Genomic DNA, 21,410 nt, shown 5'->3' with positions numbered 1-21,410 from the left:
TTCTTTCAAGTATACCGACCATGTTTTGACATTATCAATCTTTAAGCAAAAGAAGGAGAAATTGCCATGAAAGCGATATCAACGACTATAGCAATTGGAATGTTAGCATTTTTCTTAAGCACCCAAACCTATGCGACTGATGCTGGCCATACATCAGAAGCCATGGAGCATGCCGGGGAAGCCGTGGCGCATGGAGAAATGGGTCATGCTAAAGATGCGCTTAAGCACGCCAAAGAAAGTCTTGGACATGCCAAAGCGGCAAGAGATGATCATGCTGCGTCGCACAAACATATGGATGAAGCGATCAAGCACCTGGAAGAAGCCATCAAGCATGCTGAAATGGACCACCCCGGCGAGGCAGCTAAACATACCGGAGAAGCCATCAAACATATGCGCGAATCTGGTCATTAATAGTCGCTGTACCAAGCATACGCCCCCGGCCTAGCGCCGGGGAATCGACAAAAGATAGTTACACCTTCCAAATCATCCACATCCATTCAACAAAAAATAAAATTAACGGAAATGCTGAAATGTCACCGGCAATGGATATAACAGCCTATACCCGAATCCAGCAATTTCTGATGGAATGTTGGCATATTCTTGTTGCTTACCGACATCCAGCCACAGGCAGCCAATTGGATATTGGACCTTTGTTCTGCAATAACCCGTCAGTCTCCATGTAATAAACATGATTGTCAGTTGAAGAAACACCCAGATAAGTTTTGCTCGCCGGATAATAACGATAGCTGTAAATACTCGAAATCTCGGTGGCAGCTCCGGCGGGAGCAAACATATCGGGATATTTGCCTTCAGCCCAGCTAAAGAGGCAGTCGATATCAGCTTGCGAGGCCTGGTTTAGAAATTTATTGATAATAGTGCGGCCTCCTGAGATGACGAGGTCCGGATACTCCAGCAGTTTAAATTTTTCAAACGGATTTCCTCGCACTGCGATCACATCGGCCGGCGCGCCAGCTACCAGGGTGCCGAGAGGAGCCAAACCTAAATGTTCTCCGGCCTTTGAAGTTGCTGCTTTGAGGACGTTAACAACGTCCGTAAAATCAATCGATTCTCCGCTTGTCAGGTGCAGCATCATATGGAGCTCTTCTCCATTAATTCCCCAGGGAACATTGTCGTGCCCTATTTCAGAACCATAAATAAATTTAGCGCCTTTGCTCGCCAAACTCATCGTATTGGAATGAATTCCCTTATGGGTAGTGGTATTTACACAAGAAGCAAGCGTATCTATCGTGGTTACAAAAGTAATACCTTGATCCACCGCGCGTTGCAACAAATCTTCTCTGATTTCAGAACAAGGGATGTGAGCAAACTCATCAACACCTGCGTTAAGCGCCCGTTCAAAACCGGCATTCTCACCTACATGGACAAGTACTCTTTTGCCTAATCCATGTGCTTTGGTGACAATCGCATTCACAATATCCTGGGAAAGCAACGGCCATGGAGGAGAAGGTACTGGATGTCCACCATGAGGCTGCATCCATGGCGCACCGCTTTCTCCGCCAGGTTCCAGTGCTATCTTGATGGCTGTTGCCCCACCCGCAACGAGATCAGCAACGATTTTCTCAGCTTCGGCAACTGAATCAACTGGAATGGCAATCTTGTCATACCCTCCCGCACCCCCTCCGAATACGTTCAGTGGATATCCACCAGGGGCCTGGATGATTGGACCAACAGTCAGTAAGCGTAGGGTACCTTGACCACCTTCAGGAGCCATTAACGGCCCGCCGGTATCCTGAACGGTGGTTATGCCATGCTCCAGTACTGAACCTCTCCTAACATTTTGGAAGGTAATATGCGCATGTGATTCAATGAATCCAGGCAGGATGGTTGCATCGCCTAAATTGATCCGATTTTCGCACAGTCCATTTAATTCTTCCGCTGAGCCGACTTGTGTAACTGTATTTCCCTCAATGAACACTGACATATTGTCTTGAGGAAAATTAATCCCATCGAACAGTCGGGCTGCCGTCAATATTTGACAGCCTGGAAGACCTGGTATTTCTGAAGTAGTTAAGTCAGTATGATTTTCACCACCGTGTGCAAAGATGCCAAAACTGACTCCTTGCAATAATGCCGTTGCAATCACAATCATCAGATTCTTGATACCGGGGCTATGGTTTCTATTTTTCATTTTCTTTGAAAAATTCTCTCTCAATGGGTTTGATTAATTATTTTCATATTATGAATTTCGTTTAAAAACAGAAAATAATAGAAAATATGACTTATCTAATACGATGGCATGTGATGTTTCCATCCTGCTCTAAAAGCAGTTTCGCATTGTAAAGACAAGCCACTATCATGAAAATGCGGCAAATTGCCGCACCTTGCTATGGTGCATTGAGTGCATCTGATGTCGCGCAGAATGTTTTATAACGCCATAGTTGCGCTGATTCTCAAACCGGCTTTTACTATCCCCCATCGATGCTCCCTGCCCTTCCGATAGCGCTGCGACAAATTGCCGCGCGGCAATTTGTCGCATTTTAAATTCATAATTATTCGTTTAGAGTATGCAACAACGAAATAGACGCACTTGTTTTTCCAAGTTATAGCCAAGAAACACAAGTACATTCTTATGCTGTTAAAAACAACAACATTATGATATTTAAACTTAAATATTGATATAAAGATGAAATGGTAATAATCAGAGAAAGAAAATTTAGACCAAAAGAATATATGCCATTAGCAATAATTGCCACCCTCCTTTCAGCATTCAATTTTCTGATGAAGAAAGCTCAATTGCATTCAGGTCCAGTTTCACAAAGGAATGGTTGACAAAGTCCACCTTCATCTCAGCTCAATTTCTTTAAGCGTTAATCAAGGAGAAAATTTTATGCAATTACCGCCATTAGTAAATCCAGCAAAAGAATTAAGCAGCGCTGAGATTGCACGATACAGCCGCCATCTGCTCATTCCCGAAGTAGGGCTGATAGGGCAGCAGCGCCTGAAAAACAGTAAAGTATTGGTAATTGGCGCGGGCGGCCTGGGATCGCCTGCCCTACTGTATTTAGCAGCCGCCGGAATCGGCACATTGGGGATTGTTGATTTTGACACGGTCGACCAATCTAATCTGCAAAGGCAAATCATTCATAGTGACGCAGATGTTGGCAGAGCAAAATCTGAAAGCGCAAAAGACTCAATCAACAAACTGAATCCATTTGTTCAAGTACAACTCCATAACGAACGCCTTGAGGCTTCGAATGCTGAAGCCATCATTTCAAACTACGACCTGGTAGTGGATGGTACTGATAATTTTGCTACCCGCTATCTTGTCAATGATGCTTGCGTGCTTGCCGGCAAGCCATATGTCTGGGGCTCCATTTTCCGTTTTGAAGGACAGGCTTCCGTCTTCTGGGAAAATGCGCCAGGAGATGCAGGGCTGAATTATCGTGATTTGTATCCCGAGCCCCCGCCGCCGGAGATGGCGCCATCCTGCGCAGAAGGTGGTGTATTTGGCGTTCTTTGCGCCGCGATAGGCGCAATGATGGCTACCGAAGCAATCAAATTAATTACTGGCCTGGGCAGGACCTTGCTGGGCAGACTTGCCGTATACGATGCACTGGACATGACGTATCGATTCATCCCCATACGCCGCGCGCCTAGCAGAACCCCCATCAAGTCCTTGATCGACTATCAGGAATTTTGTGGCCTCAAGCAGTTGGCGGCAGACAATGAGACAGATGTCCCGGTCATCAGCGCACTGGAACTTAAAAAATTGCGTGAAAACGGCATGAAAATGCAATTGATCGATGTACGCGGAATCGAGGAATGGAATTTTGTCCGTATTGAAGGCGCACGGCATATTCCCAAAAGTGAAATTATGTCTGGCGCAGCGTTATCTCAGCTAAACAAGGACGACTTTATCGTCCTTCATTGCAAGATGGGTGTTCGCTCCCGCGATGCGCTCATCGAAATGCAGGAACAAGGATTTACCAACGTTAGAAGCCTGAACGGTGGAATTCTCGCCTGGATCGAAGAAGTAGATCAGTCGCTGCCAATTTATTAATGCTTTGTTTATCAATCAATATCAGGAGATAGAGATGCTGACCATACACATTGAGCTCATTGAAGCAATGCTTGCGCAAGCAAACCAAGATCATCCCATTGAAACCTGTGGCGTCATTGCTGGCATCGAAGGTTCCGATATACCTTCGCGCCTGATTCCTATGCGGAATGTAGCGAACTCGCAGACATTCTTTCAATTCGACCCGCAACAGCAACTACAAGTCTGGAAAGAAATGGCTGCGCGCGGCGAAGAGCCGGTTGTCATCTATCACTCGCATACAAGCTCGTCGGCGTACCCAAGCCGTACTGATATTGAATACGCCTCCGAGCCGCAATCCCATTACGTCATTATCCCAACAGATCCCAGCTACAAAAGAGAAATCCGCAGCTTTCGTATTTTGCATGGAATGATCGTAGAAGAAAGGATCAGGATCCTGGATAAACATAAATCGACTGCCGGGTTATCAAAAGTAGCCTAGCGGCTTCCATCGTCATCTGGTTATCACCACCTGCTGCTTTTTCCAATTTTGAAAATTTCAAGGAGTCAATATGCCTATTACCGTCAATGTGCCAACTATCTTAAGACCGCTCACCCATAATCAAAAGAAGATCGAGATCGAGGGTGCAAACGTTCTGGAGATCATAGAACGCATGGAACAACAGTATCCAGGGTTCAAAGCAAAACTGATCACTAACGGAAAAGAGCACCACTTTATCAATATATACGTAAATGATGACGATATTCGCTTTGGTAATGGATTATCTACCAAGCTGAATGATGGCGATACACTGACTATTCTGCCCGCCGTTGCCGGCGGACAAGAAAAGGTTGATTGTTAACCTTGTCAAGGAAACCCGCATGAATCGTCCACTCACTGATTGTGTAATCAGCGGCTTGCCGCAGGTCATTCCCCCTGATTTTTCTGCTATAGCAGCATCCATTCGCTATCAAGCAAAAACACTGGGCCTAACCATTGAATCACACCAGGATGCAATTGATAAGACACCACTTTCATTCCAGTTTGCAACCCCGCACACTACTCCCATAACGTGCAACATTACGCGCTGGAATGATAGCAAGCTTGCCCCAGTAACAGAAAACACCATGCAGGCCATCTGCGGCTTGATGTCCGTCCATGGACGGGCAAGCGGCAAACCGCAGTCTCTTGGCTTAAATTACGTTTCGACGCTAGCCGCCGCGCTCGCCCTACAGGGGGTAGCAGCCGCTTCCATTGGCCAACTGCGCGGCGTTCCCCTATCGAATATCCATATCTCTATGGCATCAGCTGCTTTGATGAGTATGGGGCAGTACATTGCTGGCGCCACTACCTCGGAAGCGCCTGAAAAGTTATTGCCAGAATCCACAGAGCTTGCCGCGCAGCCACCGTTCAAATCACAAGATGGCATTATTTTCGAACTTGAAACCCTCAATGCAGAAATCTGGAAGAAATTCTGGACTGAAATCGGCGTAGATCTGGCGCTAGCCAGCCGAGGATGGAAAAGCTTCTGGCAAAGATATGCCAAAGCCATTTCACCTTTACCCGAAGAATTGCCCCAGGCAATATTAAATTTCACTTATCAGCAAATAGCTCAAATATGCAGTAGAACCGGCATGGCTATTTGTCCAGTCCGCTCTTTCCATGACAGAGTTAACGATAGTGACAGCAAGCATGTCTGGCTGCAGGGTCCATGGGAGTTTCTTTTCCAGCCGGGAGCCAAGCGTGAATTTTCCCAGCACGCCACCAATCATTTACCATTGAGCGGTTTGACCATTATCGAGTCCTGCCGACGAATTCAAGGACCTTTAGCAGGACATCTACTGTCACTCCTGGGAGCGAACGTCATCAGAATTGAGCCGCCCGGCGGAGATCCTTTGCGTGGCATGCCACCACTGGCCGATGGCTGCTCCGCGCGATTTGATGCGCTCAATCATCTTAAAGATGTCCGAGAAATCGATATCAAGTCTGCTGCAGGTCAAAAAGAAATCAAAGAGTTGGTACGGCAAGCTGACGTTTTTTTGCATAACTGGATGCCTGGCAAGGCGGTATTACTGAACCTCGACTATGATGGTCTAACTGCCATTAATCCCTCTTTGATATATGCCTATGCGGGCGGCTGGTCTACGGACAGTGCAGAGCATATTTCCTCCAGCGCGCTGCCCGGCACGGATTTTATGGCACAAGCATACTCGGGTATCGCCCAGAAAATTGCGAAAGCTTCCGGCATTGAAGGTGGATCTTTATTTACCGTTCTGGATGTGCTCGGTGGTGTGATTGCTGCACAAGGAATTTGTGTCGCATTGCTTAACCGCTGCATGAATAACGTTGGCGCAAAAGTCACCTCATCATTGATGAGCGCTGCGACTCTTTTATGTGCAGATGATTTTCAGAATCTATACGATCCGTCTGGTACTGATTCATCTACAAAAAGTATGATCAATGCGGTCTATGCGACGAAACACGAAAAAATTGCCATTGAATGTCATGACCTGGACACAGTCAAGAAACTGACGGCAATCCTCAGTATCACCTTTGCCCCTGGCACAACCGCCTTTCATCAACAGATAAGCGATCGCTTTCTATTAAAAACAGCGCATGAATGGATTGAAATTTTCGAACAGGAAAACATCCCTGCAGGCGTGGTTAATGAAGATCTGTCAAAGCTTCAAACCATAGCGCATCTGCAACGAGACTTATGCCCAGGTTCTTATACAAAAATCAACTCTCCATGGAGTTTTCAATGAATCCTTCCGGCATTATCGATTTAGTCCCTGCTGATGTTCGCAGACAATGGATACAAAATGGCATCTACCCCAATAAATCCGTATACACCTTATTTCAAGATCACGCCCAGGATCACCCTGATAATGCGGCCGTAATGTCGCTCGATCAGATTGTCAGCTATGCCGCGCTGCTGGATAAAACGCAACGTCTGGCAACGAGCTTTAAAGAACTGGGCATTGTTGCGGGAGATGTTATCGCATACCAATTACCGAATAGCTGGCATAGTTGCGCCATTGATCTTGCAGCAGCAGCCCTTGGTGCCATCGTGGCGCCTTTTCCACCAGGTCGCGGCCGCCTTGACATTGAATCTTTGCTGAAAAGATGTCATACACGAATGATCATTGTTGAACGAGAAAATGCCAATACTGACTTATGTGAATTGATAGAATCGCTGCGACCCACGCTGCTTTCGCTGCGCACCCTTATCGTTGACGGAGAAGCAAAGGAAGGTTGGCACACGCTGCATTCTCTTTTCCAGGCAAAGCCGATTCAGACTCGTGACTTACCACAAGTTTCGCCTGATTCTCCCGTCCGTTTCCTGGTCTCATCTGGAACTGAATCAGAACCCAAATGGGTGGCTTACTCGCACAATGCCCTGATGGGCGGGCGTGGACGGTTTTTGCAACGGATTCATCCCGACGGCGAAACATTCAGAGGGCTCTACCTCATGCCACTGGGTACGGCATTTGGTTCAACTGCTACATTTGGTGTTTTATCCTGGCTGGGCGGATCGATTGTCGTCATGAGGCAATTTGAAGTCGCAATTGCTATTGAAGCCATTGGAAAGTTAAAGCCAACCCATATCTTTGGCGTACCGACCATGTTTCAACGCATGGCAGCAGATCCAGCGTTGCTGAAAACGGACACCTCCAGCCTTATTGCCATCATCAGTGGCGGTGCAAAAATCGATGAAGCCTCAATTTACCGTAGCACCGAAGCTTTCCGCTGTAATTTTATCGGTTTGTACGGCTCGGCAGATGGCGTCAATTGCCATACCACACTACACGATGATCTGCCAACCGCAATTAACAAAGCAGGCCAGCCTAACCCTGAGATATGCTCCATTCGGATCGTAGACGAGCAAAGGCAAGAAGTCACGCAGGGTCATATCGGTGAAATCGCTGCCAGAGGCCCCATCAGCCCGATGCAATATGTCAATGCCCCCGATCTGGATGTGTTATATCGAGACAAAGACGGCTGGGTGTATACCGGCGACCTTGGTTTTATTGATGACGACGGCTATTTAGTGCTAGCCGGACGCAAGAAAGACATCATCATCCGCGGGGGCGTTAATATTAGCCCTGCCCAAATCGAAAATATCGCTGCCTCCCATTCCGCCGTCGTCAGTGCCGCCTGCATCCCCGTGCCAGACCCCGATTTAGGGCATCGCATTTGCCTCTGCTTAGTATTGCGCGAGGACAAAGAATATCTGTCGCTGTCCCAACTCACTCACTATTTGCACGAACAAGGCCTGGAAACCAATAAATTGCCAGAATATTTGCGTTATTACAAACAGTTGCCACTGAGTCCTGCTGGAAAAATTGACAAAAAACAGCTTACCGCCGAACTGGCATTGATTACCCAACATATCACCAGGCATCACTTATCAGAAGCATCTGCTAATGTTTAAAACACGCCAAGAATCAAGCCATATAGTGTTGGCAAAATCCCTTGCTGAGAAAGTAAGAAAGTTTGTTGATGAGCTCATCATTCCTAATGAACCGCAGCTCAACAATGATAGAAGTTCAACCTTCCATATCCATTCTGAGTTAATCAGCCAAGCAAGATCAGCGGGATTATGGGGTTTGTTCTACCCGCTTTCCTATGGTGGAAAAATAGCCTCGCTGGAAGATTATCTGCTGATTGCCGAACAGGAAGGCCGTACGGAATTTTCAGCTGCAATCTTCGGTAGTGATACCGTTGTCGATGCACATATGCTGGCAAAATTTGGCTCGAAGGCAATCCTTAAAAACTTCTTAGAGCCAATGATCAGCGGACAGGCCATACCGAGCTATGGCATGACGGAACCGGAGCGCAGCGGATCAATTCCCGCCCTGATCACCACTTCCGCATCTCTCGCCAATGGAAGCTGGCTCATCAATGGTAGAAAATGGTTTGTTTCCAACATTGATCGGGCCACTTTTACCACTGTTCTGGCCAGAACTGCCGGTGAAAATGCAGCGCTTGATAACAGCCTTTCCATGATTATAGTCCCGGCTGACACCCCAGGTTTCAGAATTGAACGGAAAATCAGCATAATGGGAAGCAACCTCAGTCAGGGTGAAATCTCTTTCAGCAATGTAACAGTACCTGAGCAAAACCTGCTTGGTACTTGTGGCAGCGGTACTTATTTAATGAGCCAGCGACTTGGCATGGGCCGGCTGCTTCGCTCAATGAACTGGCTAGGTTTGGCGCAAAGATGTATGGATCTGATGGGTGCCCGCATCCATTCGGATCGCGCAAAAACAGCGCTGCTAGCGGATAAACAGTTAGTTCGTCAGCACTTTGTCAATGTGTATGAAGCCATCGCTAGCGCGCGCGAGCTAATCCGCGTGGCCGCAAGGCACATTGATGCGCAGTGCGCAAGCGATATCGAAATCAATGTCGCCAAGCTCGCTGCATCGCGGGCTTTATGCATCGCGTCAGACTCAGCCATACAGCTCTATGGCGCGGAAGGCATCAGTGATCTCACGCCGCTTGCCAGCATCAGCCGGATAGCGCGGGCATCACGTATTCTTGATGGCACAGCGGAAGCACTGATTAGCTCAACCGGTCGCCGGCTTATCCATTTCTATAAAGAAAACGATGGTTATCAATTCATCTGACTTATTTTCTTGTAGTCAGGCGATAGACAAACATTGTAGCCACTTAGTCTCACTCCACTCATGATTACAGTTAACTTCCTGTTTTGTATCGTTTTATTATTTGCAATGACACTTCCAATGCTGGTGCTATACGCGACGAGCACGCTTGGCCCTCTGCTGAGCAGTGATCTGCAGTTTGACTCTGCATGGTTAGGCTACTTGATCATGAGTTCATTTGGCCTGGCTGCGGTTCTATCGCTCTGGGCAGGCGCTATCGTAAATTACCTCGGTTCAAGGTATGCGTTGCTTGTGCTTTTCTGTGCAGTCGGACTTGCCTTTAGCCTGATCACGTTAGTCGAGAGCTTTTATAGTTTATTAATTGCCGCAGCCATCTGCGGTATTGCCCAGGCGCTTGCTAACCCGGTCACCAATTTATTGATTGCGCAGCAAGTTCCGCCAGAAAAGAAGGCCAGTCTCGTGGGACTCAAACAATCCGGAGTGCAACTGGCTGCGCTTATCGCTGGCCTGGTGCTGCCGGGCATCGCCATGCAATATGGCTGGCGTGTTGCATTTGGCGTAGTTATTCCGGTTGCGGCTTGCTTCTGTTTAATCGTGTCTGTTGTTACGCCGAAAAAACATATCAGAACACGTGCTAGTTTCAAGCCTTTACCGCCGAATGCGCTTCTGCTCCGGCTGATGATTGTTCAATTTCTGATTGGTACATCACTTTCTGCCTTTGTCACGTTTCTACCGACATTTGCTATTCAGCAGACCATGCCATTACCCCTTGCTGACACCTTAATCGCAGTCTTTGGAGTAATGGGGATGATCTCCAGAATCGTATTAACGCCAATGGGCGCAAAACTCAAAGACGAATCGTTACTTTTATTCATTCTCGCGGCTATTGCTGCCCTGTCGATGGCAATCACGATGAATGCCACCACCGACAGCCACTGGCAACTCTGGGTAGGCGCAATCGGAGTAGGGCTGACTGCAGTAGGAACTAATGCTATCGCCATGAGCATGTTAATCAGAGATTCCGCTTTTGGTCAGGTGACGTTTTCCTCTGGCCTGGTTTCCGTTGCCTTTTTTGCGGGTTTTGCCGTGGGGCCAGCACTCTTTGCAGTGATATCAATCTACTCTGATGATTTGCTGGTTAGCTGGTATACATTGATAGGCATACTCTTGCTAGCCTGCCTGATGACATTGGTGTTAGCGTCTGCGCGCCGGGCAAAGCAGCGCCCTTACGCAGATAATTTAACTACCTCAAGCCAACATCATTGATAACCCTCATAAATTCGACTATTTCATGAATGAACAAATCGGGCGCCGTTCTCATCGCGCTATGCTGTTGTCCCGGCAAAATTTTGATACGACTATCAGGCAGATGTTGCTGAAGCATCGCAGCAGTCAGGTGTCGGCGTGAAGGACTGTTTTCACCAACCAGGAGTAAAACCGGAATCTGCAGGGAGCAGAAGCGCTGTGGCTCGAAGGTATAGCAATCCACACTTTGCAGCTCACGCAAAATGGTATGCGCTGCCGCGACGCGTCCCGCCCAGTGCGGCCCAGTCTGCATGGCGGCAATCTCGCGCGGAGGCATTTTGACGATTTCATTAAAAAACAGCAATAAAGCTTCTTCCAGACATTCTGCCTCCAGGTGGTTTTTTAAGCTGGCTTCGAGCTCCTTAGACCAGCCGCTTGCTGCCAGCGAAATGGAGGGTTCATAGAGAATGAGTCCATTGATGTTTGGTACTAGCAATGCAGCTTCCAGTGCGCACAGCCCGCCGAAAGAATGACCGGCCAGATACGCATTAGCACCCATCGCGTCAATCACGACGGCAATATCTTCGCATTCTTGCTCGAAGGCATATTTATCAGTATCGCCACTCAGGCCGCGGCCGCGCCGATCAAGCGTCCATACATTGCAGTATTGTTCCAGTGAAGGCAGCATCGATGTCCAGACCAGATGATCGCCAGTGGTTCCATGCACCAGCAGTAAAGGAATGCCAGCGCCACTTTGCCAGCTTGCAATAGACGTACCATCTTTAGAAGTTATTAATTTCATGATTTTCCAAATAATAAACGCTTATCAAAAAATTCTATCAGTTATCGGCAAATTATTGCGATTGCTGGTTTTTTATAGCGCCAGCGTCGCTTTGTTGCCAAGCGGTAACGTATTGGCAGAAGAGACTAAAGCATTTGGTCAAATCAATAAATACCTCCGTATCAATGGTGAGCTCATGGGGAGCTATGAATTATGGGATTTTTTCCGGCCAGAACCGGCTATCAACAATAACAGTTCATATGATTTATGGGTGTTGCGTGCCAGACTGGGCGCATTAGTTGCGACGCCCTATGTAGATGGATATGTACAAGGCCAGTATATCGGCCTCTACGGACTTCCTGATGATGCAGTTGCCAGGCCAGGTGGGCCTTTAGGGCTGGGCGCCGGTTATTTCTTGACAAATCAATCAACTAACGTTGGCAATGTTTTTCTAAACCAGGGTTATCTTCATTTCAAGCTCGGCTCACTTGGATTAGCAGGCACATTCTTGAAGGCCGGTCGTTTCGCCTATATGGAAGGCTTGGAATATAGTTCCGGGATCGACAAATTCGATGGCCTCAAGCAAAGACGCATTGCCCAGCGGCTGATAGGAGGATTCAATGCAGTCTACGTCGGACGCAGTTTTGACGGCATTTCTGTTGTTCATGATAACCCTACATTCAATTGGACAGCCAGCGGAATCCGTCCTACTCAAGGGAATCTCTCAGTGCAAGGGCAAAAGCAGATCAGCGATATCAATATTTTATATACAGCCTTCACCAGTAAGAAAGATGCTCTACTACCAGGAACAGAAGCTCGCTTGTTCTATATAAACTATGATGACAAACGTCACACGCAAGTCGTCGATAACCGTCCCTTGAATGTAAGGCCCTGGTTAAACGATCAGCGTTTGAATATACATACACTGGGTGCTCATTTCCTCTCGCTGCATCAGTTGGAATCAGGCAGTCTGGATGCTTTGCTGTGGAGTGCCTATCAGTTTGGTGACTGGAGCGGGCAGAAGCATGCAGCCTGGGCAATCTCAGCAGAGTTAGGCTATCAATGGTTCAAGCTACCCTTCAAGCCGTGGTTACGCGCCATCTTTTATCAAAGCTCTGGTGACAACGACCCAGAAGATAATCAGCACCAAACTTTTTTCTCAAAGGTTCCAAGTGGGCGTATCTTTGCAAAATTCCCATTTTATAACCTGATGAACATTCAAGACCTCTTCCTCGAGATCATAGCATCACCCACGCCAAAGACTCAGGTCAACATCAACTTACATCAGTTATCCCTGACCAATTCTCATGATCTGTTATACCGCGGACTGGGAGCATCACTGAATTCAGGTGAGTTTGGCTACTCCGGAAAATCTTCAGGAGGCGATCGTGATGTAGGCCAGTTGCTGGACATCAGCTTCATGCACGCATTCAATAAACATTTGTCTTTGCGATTTTATTACGGCCATGCCTTCGGTGGCAGTGTCATCAAAAACAACTTCCAGGGGAAAAAAAATGCCAATACATTCTGGGCAGACGTTAGTCTGGCTTTTTGAGAAAGATAACAATACTGATCAAGCATTGCTAAGCGATCAAGAAATGCAAACAGCCATCGAGTTATTGATCTATCGTATGGAACAGGTTGCTTCCATGTGCGATCAGGGATTTCCACTTTATTCTCCGGGCAGAACCAGTCAATGGATTATTTCATCTGGTGGTTCATGGATAGGAGGATTCTGGAGCGCTTGGTGGTGGTTACGATCCAGCATAACAGGAGCTGCGAGCGATCAACGCAAAGCTGCCGCTATCTGCCAGCGTTTATCATCCAAATTAAGCATCGATTCCATAAACCGCAGTTTAATTTTTTGGTATGGTGCCGCGCTAGGAGATCTATGGTTTCAAGATAGGAACGCCCATGAACTGGCTAAAAAATCTATTACTGCTGTTGCAGCAACCTATGACTCAGCAATCCAGTGTATTCCTCTTGGTACCGCCATGGGTGGTGGCGCAGAAGGCAACCGGCGCCTCTCTATTGATAGTCTAGCTGCACTAATCCAGTTATTTAGTCATAGCGGACAATATCAACAGCAAATCATCTCACAACTTCATACAGCTACAATATTAGCAGCCTGTTGTCATAACGGTGCTTTTCACCCAACCGCATATTTTAGCCAGGGCCGTTTCCAAACAACTGGTGAAGCAGGTATGTGGTCACGTGGCCAGGCCTGGGGCATGTTGGGATTATGCCGGGCAGCAGCTCAATGGGGGGAGCCTTATTTGACATATGCTCAGTCTGCTTGCCAATATTGGACAAATTCACGCCCGGGTCCGCTTCCTCCAGATCGATTAAATAATTCATTAGGGCTTTGTGATCCATCCGCCGCTGTGATCGCATCTCTGGCGATGCTTGCATTAGCTGATCTCTTGCCTGACGGCAAGCTATGGCGTCTCCAGGCCCATCAATTGATTACTGCAATTATTCGCAGCCCATTTTTTACCGGTTTTTATCAAAATAATGCGTCTCCCAACAATAAAATCGGAATAGATTCAGGAATATTTTGCGGAAGCTGTTACCAGACCAAGCAAGGAAAAGAAGAATTAGTTGAAACAGCATGGGGCAGCTTCTTTCTTATGGCAGCACTTTGTATTTTAACCGGCGTGATCAAACCTGATCATTGCTGACAGCATTGCGGCACTAAACATCACATTAAGGAAACCGAATGAAAGATAGCTTCATAAAATTGACTACTGAATTCATCAGGCAATTCAAATTTCTATTATTTATCGCACTAGCAAGCTTCACTTCAACCATTTCTCTGGCGCATGAAACGAAACTGGAACCGCCGATCCTGCTGCATGCTGCTCGTATTTTTGATGGTGAGCAATTCAGATCAGATACTTCCATACTGATCAAAGACGGATATGTAACAAGAATCGATTTACGCAAGTCATTCAAGCTTACTGATGACGTGACCATAATTGATCTTGGCGACGCAACCATACTACCTGGTTTTATCGAACTTCATGCCCATCTCGCTTATCAACATGTCCCTGCTACTACTGTGTTGCAACACGGCATTACTACAGTTCGGGATGTCGGCGGCCCGGTACACCAACCCTATGGTGGCGACGGCAACCTGCGAGTCCTTACCTCCGGGCCAATCATTACGGCACCGAATGGTTATCCTATTTCAATTCTTGGCGCCAAGGATATTGCACTCGCTGTTTCATCTGAACAAGAAGCGCGAAAAGTAGTCCGCGAGCTTATAAAGCAGGGCTCTGTCGTGATTAAGATTGCGTTGGAACCTGGCGGTGAAGCAGGCGCCCCCTGGTCTGGTCACCATAATCATCATGATGAGATAGCCACCCAGGGACATCATAGCCATCATCACTCGCCTCAACATGGCACTGCTCACTCCGATCAAACGTGGCCGCTACTATCAGAAAATATTGTCAAGGCAATTGTGGAGGAAGCACATAAAAACGATCGCAGAGTAACGGCCCATATCGCAGAAATTAACGGCGCTCAAATTGCGATTGCCGCCGGTGTCGATGAATGGGCTCATATTCCCTGCGATGTTATCCCTGAACCGCTATTAAAAAGAGCAGCGTCGCAGAAAGTAAAAATAGTTACTACATTCGATACGTTGTCAAAATGCACAGGGGCTCGCCGCAATGCAAGTACCTGGACAGCACTTGGTGGCGAATTTTTGTATGGCGCCGAGATCGCCCATCCAGACATTCCCTGGGGCATAGATGCCCAAGAACTCATCTACATGAAGCAAATGGCAGGAATGAAATTAATCGGCGTTTTGCAGGCTGCGACTTCCAAAGCAGGCCAGCATCTGAATATCCCATTACTAGGAACGCTACAGCCCGGCGCACCCGCCGATATCATCGCGATAAAAGGCAATCCTGCTGATAATCTGAAAAAACTGGAATACCCCGATCTCGTGATTTCAGGAGGAAAAGTTATCGTAAACAACTTCTGAGCCTAGTCGGGCAATGCTGGATTTAGAAAGATTCACAAAAATGCATTGTTTTAATTCACTGAAAATACTTAATCAGATATAGTTAAGCACACTCCCATGGTTCATCCTTGCAGGCCTCTATCAGTCGGCGCAGCTCGATCCCTTTCTTGAACAGTTCCGGTTCTTTTAAAGAATCCAGATGCTTGCCTACTTGCTGGAAACGTCCCGTAGAAAACAGCGCATAGGCCAGTGGATAACGAACATTCTGGTCTTCCAGCAGGCCGACACGATACAGGCTGGATTCCATACTTGCCGCTTGTTCAAACTGCTTCAGTGCCAGCAGAATGGACAATCTCTGTTTAAGCTTTACCTTTTGATCGCTGATGCCTGAATTGAGCATCAGCGCTTTATGCAGTCTGCCCGCGCGGCGGTAAATTTCAGCCGCCTCCGAGAGCAATGCGTGATTGAGGCGGGCTGCCTGCTCCAGGATGTGCGCGGCAGCATTCAACTTGCCTTGATCCAGATAAATATGCGCCAGCAGCTTGGCCACGACTTCATTGCCGGGAAACTGTAAACGAGCGATTTCCATGATTTTCATGGCCTCCTGATATTCCTTGCTCAGTCGCAAGGCGTTACCGATCGCCACATAGTCTTCTGCTTTAGCCTTGGATAAGGCGAGATATTCCTGGCCCAATTTGGCTGCTTCCTGATAAAGCTCGAGCTGAACAAAGTAAAAAACCTTGAGCTTCAGAAAACGGAAATCCCCTGGAAATCTCCGATGACCCTCATTCAACGTATTGATCGCCCCATTGGTCTTTTGCAAATGCCAATAGGATTGTGCCTGAATAAACAGCAAGGAGGGATTCTTTTCTTTATGCTCTCCTGTCTTATCAATAACTCGCAGAACATCCTGATAGTTTTTAAGAGAAAAGTAAATTTGCGCCAGATAGACATAGATCAAAGGATCTTGCTGACCATGTTTGATCGCTGATTGCAAACTATCTTTAGCCGCATCGAACTCATTAAGGTTCATATAAGCCAGTCCCTGCAAGGTATAAAACCGTGCTAAATCAGTCTTTTCATCATCCAGGTCCACGCTTTGCAACGCCATCAAGGCCCGGTCATAATGCCCGTCTTTGAGCATCAACACTGCAAGCTCGATAAAATCAGTCGATTCCGGTTTCTTTTCTTTTGCCCAAGAAAATTGGGCCATGCCGGCGAGCATTATCGCAGTCAGAATCATGACAGCGTGTTTGATTGTCACAAATTTCATTATGCTTGCCACCGCTTATATTGGATCAGGATAAGTCAAAACGAATTTTCTGTTTGGCCCATACTCTGACGTTATCACCTTTGTATTTAGCAGGCTCAAACTGCCAGGATCGTACTCCTTGCAAAGCGGCATCATCAAATACACCCGAAGGGTTTGACTCCAGGACTTGTACCTGCTTGACAGAACCATCCGTGTCTACCAGCACCGAAAGCACAACATAACCTTTAATTCCCTTCTTTTTGGCTGCTGGCGGATAGCGGAACGCGCTTCTCGATTTGGGTCTTGGAGGAATATCCACTAGATCCTCGGTCATGACGGCATTACCGGTTTTACCCAGCAGACTCTCATCGACACCGTTCATACCCCCATCATCAAAACCAAGAAGACCTAGATCAATACCGGAAAGTGATGAGCTCAGACCTTTAAATGCTGGCGGGGTATTGGTACGTGCTGGCTGTTTCTTAGGTTCTACTTTCTTGATCTCTTTCTTAGGCTCGGGAGGCGACTGCTTGACCATGCTGATTTCGGTCACTTCCTGTGCGGGTGTTTTATCTAATGTGTCTGCAAACTTGTTCATGATAATCACCCAGCCAAAGACCAGGATAGGGCCCATCAACATTGATGTGATCGCGACGATATGCTTATTTAAGGACTTATTCATTGCTATCATGTCATAACTCCTATTCAACCTGCCTCTTTACGGGTAGCCACACCTACACTCTGAGCTCCTGCTAGGCGGGCCTGATCGACAACTTCAACTAACTTGCCGGCCGGAACCCCTTCATCGGTGACGACCAAAATAACTTTGCTGGCAGATGCGCTCAGTAAATCTCTGAGCTTGCTCTGGATCAGCCAGAGCCGCACGGGCTCACCGTCCAGATAAGTATCGCCATTGCGGTCGATAAATAATCGAATTGCTTTACTGGATGAAGCGACTGCACTGCTTGCTTTGGGCCGCTCCAATTCCAGCTGCATATCCTTGACGAAGGTCGTCGTCACCATAAAGAAGATCAGTAAAATAAAAACACAATCAATAAGTGGCGCTAAATCTATGGCTGCTTCTGTTTCTGCCGGTTCACTGTATTTCATTATTTTTTCTCGCTGTCGCTATGGATGAGAAAGGTTGGCTACATAATAGATATTTGATCTGCACAAGATCTTTCTCGATTTGCTGCTGCTTTTTGTTCTGATCGTTGTGCATCAATAAACCAGGTATCGCCACAGCCAGTCCCATTTGCGTAGTGATAAGAGCCTGCGCAATTCCGCCTGCAATGCCGCCGGTCTGCGAAAATAGCACCATGCTTGCAAGCGAATCGAATGTCTCCACCATGCCAACCACTGTGCCCAATAATCCCAGCAGCGGCGAAATAATGATGATGGTCTTGACTAAGACTGAAAACTTTCCAATTTCTCTTTCAAAGTCATAGAATGCTGTGTCCAGATGGTAACGCAGGTACTTGGTATGTTTTTTCTTTAACTCCACTCCGATTTGTATCGCTTGCTCAACAATGCTGTTTGCTGGTCTGCGGTTACCTGCGCGATAAAAATCCAGCATGTCTCGCACTCCCATTTTTTTGGGAGATCTCAATACCCAGAATCGATAACCCAATCCATACCAAAGCAATAGCACACAAATAAACAAAGGCGGCATGACAAAACCGCCTGCCTGAAACAGTTCTTTTACCAGGCCAACGACTTCCAAAACAGCCATCATATTTGTGCTTTCCCTCTGCTAGCGTCTAAGTGGCCTGCGGCTGCGGCATCAACATCGGATTACCATTCTCGGTGTATTTCTTTCCTGTTTCTGCGCTATCTGTTCCACTCAGAAAGATATTGATTATCCGCAATGCCGAGTGCTCCATATCACGCCTGATATTCCTTGCCCAAGCATTAAGCAATGTCCCCAGCATTAAAGCTGGAATAGCCACAACCAATCCCAATTCAGTGGTAACTAATGCAATCGAAATCCCGCCCGATAACATTTTGGGATCACCTGTACCAAACTCGGTAATCACATCAAAAGTTGTAATCATCCCCGTAACAGTGCCTAATAAGCCAAGCAAAGGAGAAGCGGTAGCCGTTACCATAATAATGGCGCCAAAACGATCCAATGGCCGAGACTCCTGCAAAATCGCTTCGTGCACAATATCTTCCATATGCTCCCTGTCGTCTTTCAAATGACGCAATGTCGAAGCCAGTACGCGGCTTATCGCGGACGAACCTTGCTCAGCCACTTTGCGCGCTTGATCCAGCTCCCCTTTCGCTAAATACCCAATGATGCTTTCAGTCAGTTGTTGCGTATCTGCACTATTCTTGTACAGCAGAACCGCCCGTATCAGAGCTAAAAATAAAGCCAATACGCCTAAACCAACAATCACCCAGCCAATAGCGCCGCCAGCTTTGATTTCACTGAGCACTGTTTTTTCCGGCGTCTCTTCAATTGCCGTCGTGCGTGATTCAAACAAAAACAGCTTCAGGTAATCAGGCTGTTCTTTTTTGCCAAGCGCAACCGCAATGTCTGCCGCGGGCTCCTTCCACACCTTAAATTCATTATTCCCGGCTGGAACAAGGCTGCCACTGCCTTCGGTACTTATGCCAAATGCGGCAATATTGCCCAAATGAATGACTTCTCCTTCCGCCTGCTTACCATTCTCCAAAAAGAATTTTCCTGACTTGGACTGGATATCACCCAATCCTTGTATAAGGCTGAGTGCGTGTTCAAACAGGAAGCTGATTTTTAACTGATCGTTTTCCTTAGCCTCTTTCACTGCCGCAGGTATCTCGATGCCGTAATTTTTCAACGTCATTTCGGCCTGCGCATAAGTAATTTCCAACGCCTCACTGCGTTCACTGGCGGCAGCTTGTGTCCGTTCCGCTTCCGTGAGCTGTGAATTGAACTGATCTATTTTGGCGGAACGCGAAACCGATTCACGCTCAAGCGCATTGATTTTCCGGATTAACTCCTGTTCTTTGCTATTGGCATTTGCTTTATATTTTTCCAGTTGCGCTTTTAATTCACGCTTCTGCGCATCTAAAAAAGCATATTCTCGCTTATAAGCAGTTTCGAGACTGACTGGCTGCTGATCTGAAGCAACTTTTTTCTTCGCAGAAGTTACATCAGGCTTGGCGCTGGGGGCCAGACCTGACGTATTACTTGCGTTTGATTCGGATGAACTGGCCTGTGCTGTTACAGCTGCGCTGCCTTCTCGCGCATGCATTATGTTTACCGCTACCAGTAACTGCAGCATCAATAAGAAGAATTTCATAATTTTTTCATTGGATTGGGCAATTCAAAATAGCCTTGGCGTATTTGCTTTTTCAGCGAATCAAACAGCTTGGCAATATGTTCTTTGTCCTTGCTGCTATCGACCAGGACAAATTTCCAGCTGCTATCCCCTACTCTTTGCGCCATTCCGGCCCGGTTATCCCGCGTCTGGAAATAGAGAAAAACCGTTCCCAGTTTTGCAATATCAGCCAGCACCTTTTCTTCATTTAACGAGATTGTCTGCTGATAAATGCCATTCTCCTTGCTCAGCCTGATTTCGTCCTCTATAAGCGACCATGCGTGATTAACTGCCTTTTTGGGATCAATCAATTTGCCAGCAACGTTGCTTTCCAGTTCTTCAATCGCCTTGATGCGATCCTCCACTCTAAACGGCAAGCCATTCTGGACCTGGCGCTTATACTCCGAGAGAAAATCCAGCAATTCAGGTTTAAGATTTTCACCGGAGCGCTCAGCCTCTTTTGAGTTTGCCACGAGCTGCTCGATAGATTGCTGCAGCTTTTCGATGCTGACTTTTTGGCGCCTTTCTTCCACACTCAAATCAGCAAGCTGCGAGGACAGCGCCGCTATTCTACTGCTATGATTTTCCTTCTCCAGATCTAGCTGGGATTGGAGCTCTTCAACCTCGCTGCGAATTTTTGCAAGTGATTTGGCCAGATTATCCAGATTATCAGCCGTTACCTTTGGGGCATACATCGTGATAACCAGTAATCCTGCCAGTGCCACCAAACTTTCAAATAATTTCATGAATATTTTCAACATTCCTAGCTCAACGCCTATTCGATGCTCACCTGGAGCAACAAAAGGAAATTGTCATCAAACAATAAGATTAATCGTCAGAACAAATTTTCTTGCAAGACGATATGAAAAGGATCTGCATTAGAGGCTAGCTATGCTACGGCAGAAATGTTGCAGTTTTATGTCAATCCTGCGGCATCAACTTTTTTCAGGATTGATGAGAGCAAAAGCGGTGAAAAGTATCCGCCTGATCTGACTGACTAAGAAAATAGAATTTTCTAGGTGAGCCAAATAGTTTGAAATTGATCTGGTCAAGTTTTTGCAGAGGAATTATCTGCTCCGTTTGATCGGGCGGACAAATCCCCGTTTATACTTCTCGTGAGTCAAAAATTGGTTTAAGTTAGTGCAGTATAGCCATGAATATATTAGAATTTTGATATGTCATCACGTTACCGGCTCACTGCACAAGAAATTGCCGATTTAGAATCAGCGCAC

General features: G+C 46.9%; 20 protein-coding genes. 11 read left to right on the top strand and 9 right to left on the bottom strand.

What is annotated here, in order from left to right; genetic code table 11:
* The first annotated feature begins 66 nt into the window (after positions 1 to 66).
* Positions 67 to 411 (top strand): small metal-binding protein SmbP, encoded by a 345-nt coding sequence (gene smbP, locus J5I83_RS06305; protein WP_304054262.1) that lies wholly within the window; start codon positions 67 to 69, stop codon positions 409 to 411.
* 196 nt (positions 412 to 607) lie between these two features.
* Here the strand turns inward: smbP and J5I83_RS06300 are convergent, their stop codons facing one another.
* Together J5I83_RS06300 and J5I83_RS06295 are read right to left on the bottom strand one after the other, a co-directional pair.
* On the bottom strand, positions 608 to 2,149 hold the full coding sequence (locus tag J5I83_RS06300; protein WP_304054261.1) for an amidohydrolase family protein: 1,542 nt from the start codon (positions 2,147 to 2,149) through the stop codon (positions 608 to 610).
* Between the two features lie 165 nt (positions 2,150 to 2,314).
* Positions 2,315 to 2,497 carry a hypothetical protein gene (locus tag J5I83_RS06295; protein ID WP_304054260.1) on the bottom strand — a complete coding sequence of 61 codons (183 nt, stop codon included), beginning with the start codon at positions 2,495 to 2,497 and terminating at the stop codon, positions 2,315 to 2,317.
* Positions 2,498 to 2,848: 351 nt separating this feature from the next.
* On the opposite strand from J5I83_RS06295, the gene moeB reads away from it, so the two are divergent.
* The 7 genes from moeB (at position 2,849) to J5I83_RS06260 (ending at position 10,891) form a co-directional block, all read left to right on the top strand.
* Positions 2,849 to 4,021: a molybdopterin-synthase adenylyltransferase MoeB gene (gene moeB / locus J5I83_RS06290; protein ID WP_304054259.1), complete on the top strand. Its 1,173-nt coding sequence runs from the start codon at positions 2,849 to 2,851 to the stop codon at positions 4,019 to 4,021.
* Positions 4,022 to 4,055: 34 nt separating this feature from the next.
* The gene (locus J5I83_RS06285) at positions 4,056 to 4,499 is read left to right on the top strand and encodes a M67 family metallopeptidase (protein WP_304054257.1); all 444 of its coding nucleotides are present in this window, start codon (positions 4,056 to 4,058) and stop codon (positions 4,497 to 4,499) included.
* 70 nt (positions 4,500 to 4,569) lie between these two features.
* The gene (locus J5I83_RS06280; protein ID WP_304054256.1) at positions 4,570 to 4,860 is read left to right on the top strand and encodes a MoaD family protein; all 291 of its coding nucleotides are present in this window, start codon (positions 4,570 to 4,572) and stop codon (positions 4,858 to 4,860) included.
* 19 nt (positions 4,861 to 4,879) lie between these two features.
* Entirely contained in the window at positions 4,880 to 6,763 is a 1,884-nt protein-coding gene (locus tag J5I83_RS06275) for a CoA transferase (protein ID WP_304054255.1), read from the top strand.
* Positions 6,760 to 8,433 carry a class I adenylate-forming enzyme family protein gene (locus J5I83_RS06270; protein ID WP_304054254.1) on the top strand — a complete coding sequence of 558 codons (1,674 nt, stop codon included), beginning with the start codon at positions 6,760 to 6,762 and terminating at the stop codon, positions 8,431 to 8,433. Before J5I83_RS06275 ends, J5I83_RS06270 begins: the two co-directional genes overlap by 4 nt.
* 25 nt (positions 8,434 to 8,458) lie before the next feature.
* Positions 8,459 to 9,628: an acyl-CoA dehydrogenase family protein gene (locus tag J5I83_RS06265; RefSeq protein ID WP_304054253.1), complete on the top strand. Its 1,170-nt coding sequence runs from the start codon at positions 8,459 to 8,461 to the stop codon at positions 9,626 to 9,628.
* A 105-nt stretch (positions 9,629 to 9,733) separates the two neighbouring features.
* Positions 9,734 to 10,891: a CynX/NimT family MFS transporter gene (locus J5I83_RS06260; protein WP_304054251.1), complete on the top strand. Its 1,158-nt coding sequence runs from the start codon at positions 9,734 to 9,736 to the stop codon at positions 10,889 to 10,891.
* On the opposite strand, the gene J5I83_RS06255 is transcribed toward J5I83_RS06260, so the two are convergent.
* A complete protein-coding gene (locus tag J5I83_RS06255; protein ID WP_304054249.1) occupies positions 10,869 to 11,672 on the bottom strand; it encodes an alpha/beta hydrolase in 804 nt (267 codons plus the stop codon). The genes J5I83_RS06260 and J5I83_RS06255 overlap by 23 nt on opposite strands.
* Here J5I83_RS06255 and J5I83_RS06250 point away from each other — a divergent pair.
* From J5I83_RS06250 to J5I83_RS06240, 3 genes are read left to right on the top strand one after another with little or no spacing between them, the layout of a single operon-like run.
* Positions 11,671 to 13,206 (top strand): alginate export family protein, encoded by a 1,536-nt coding sequence (locus tag J5I83_RS06250; RefSeq protein WP_304054248.1) that lies wholly within the window; start codon positions 11,671 to 11,673, stop codon positions 13,204 to 13,206. The two genes, J5I83_RS06255 and J5I83_RS06250, sit on opposite strands and share 2 nt — an antisense overlap.
* Positions 13,166 to 14,332: a glucuronyl hydrolase gene (locus tag J5I83_RS06245; RefSeq protein WP_304054246.1), complete on the top strand. Its 1,167-nt coding sequence runs from the start codon at positions 13,166 to 13,168 to the stop codon at positions 14,330 to 14,332. The genes J5I83_RS06250 and J5I83_RS06245 overlap by 41 nt, the downstream gene beginning before the upstream one ends.
* A 38-nt stretch (positions 14,333 to 14,370) precedes the next feature.
* A complete protein-coding gene (locus J5I83_RS06240) occupies positions 14,371 to 15,642 on the top strand; it encodes an amidohydrolase family protein (protein WP_304054244.1) in 1,272 nt (423 codons plus the stop codon).
* An 82-nt stretch (positions 15,643 to 15,724) separates the two neighbouring features.
* Here the strand turns inward: J5I83_RS06240 and J5I83_RS06235 are convergent, their stop codons facing one another.
* The 6 genes from J5I83_RS06235 to J5I83_RS06210 are packed head-to-tail and all read right to left on the bottom strand — an operon-like array spanning position 15,725 to position 20,924.
* Entirely contained in the window at positions 15,725 to 16,894 is a 1,170-nt protein-coding gene (locus tag J5I83_RS06235) for a lipopolysaccharide assembly protein LapB (RefSeq protein WP_304054242.1), read from the bottom strand.
* Positions 16,895 to 16,919: 25 nt separating this feature from the next.
* A complete protein-coding gene (locus tag J5I83_RS06230; RefSeq protein ID WP_304054240.1) occupies positions 16,920 to 17,555 on the bottom strand; it encodes an energy transducer TonB in 636 nt (211 codons plus the stop codon).
* A gap of 23 nt (positions 17,556 to 17,578) precedes the next feature.
* Positions 17,579 to 17,983 carry a biopolymer transporter ExbD gene (locus J5I83_RS06225; RefSeq protein WP_304054238.1) on the bottom strand — a complete coding sequence of 135 codons (405 nt, stop codon included), beginning with the start codon at positions 17,981 to 17,983 and terminating at the stop codon, positions 17,579 to 17,581.
* Complete coding sequence (locus J5I83_RS06220) at positions 17,970 to 18,608, bottom strand: MotA/TolQ/ExbB proton channel family protein (protein WP_304054236.1); 639 nt, start codon at positions 18,606 to 18,608, stop codon at positions 17,970 to 17,972. Before J5I83_RS06220 ends, J5I83_RS06225 begins: the two co-directional genes overlap by 14 nt.
* 25 nt (positions 18,609 to 18,633) lie before the next feature.
* A complete protein-coding gene (locus J5I83_RS06215; RefSeq protein ID WP_304054235.1) occupies positions 18,634 to 20,160 on the bottom strand; it encodes a MotA/TolQ/ExbB proton channel family protein in 1,527 nt (508 codons plus the stop codon).
* Complete coding sequence (locus J5I83_RS06210) at positions 20,157 to 20,924, bottom strand: DUF3450 family protein (RefSeq protein WP_304054234.1); 768 nt, start codon at positions 20,922 to 20,924, stop codon at positions 20,157 to 20,159. Before J5I83_RS06210 ends, J5I83_RS06215 begins: the two co-directional genes overlap by 4 nt.
* Positions 20,925 to 21,410: the final 486 nt, after the last annotated feature.

The sequence above is a fragment of the Nitrosomonas communis genome, assembly GCF_024102715.1.
In the GTDB taxonomy this organism is placed as follows: Bacteria; Pseudomonadota; Gammaproteobacteria; order Burkholderiales; family Nitrosomonadaceae; genus Nitrosomonas; species Nitrosomonas communis_B.
Note: the sequence above shows the minus strand (reverse complement) of the source record. Positions and strands in the feature narration are given on the sequence as shown.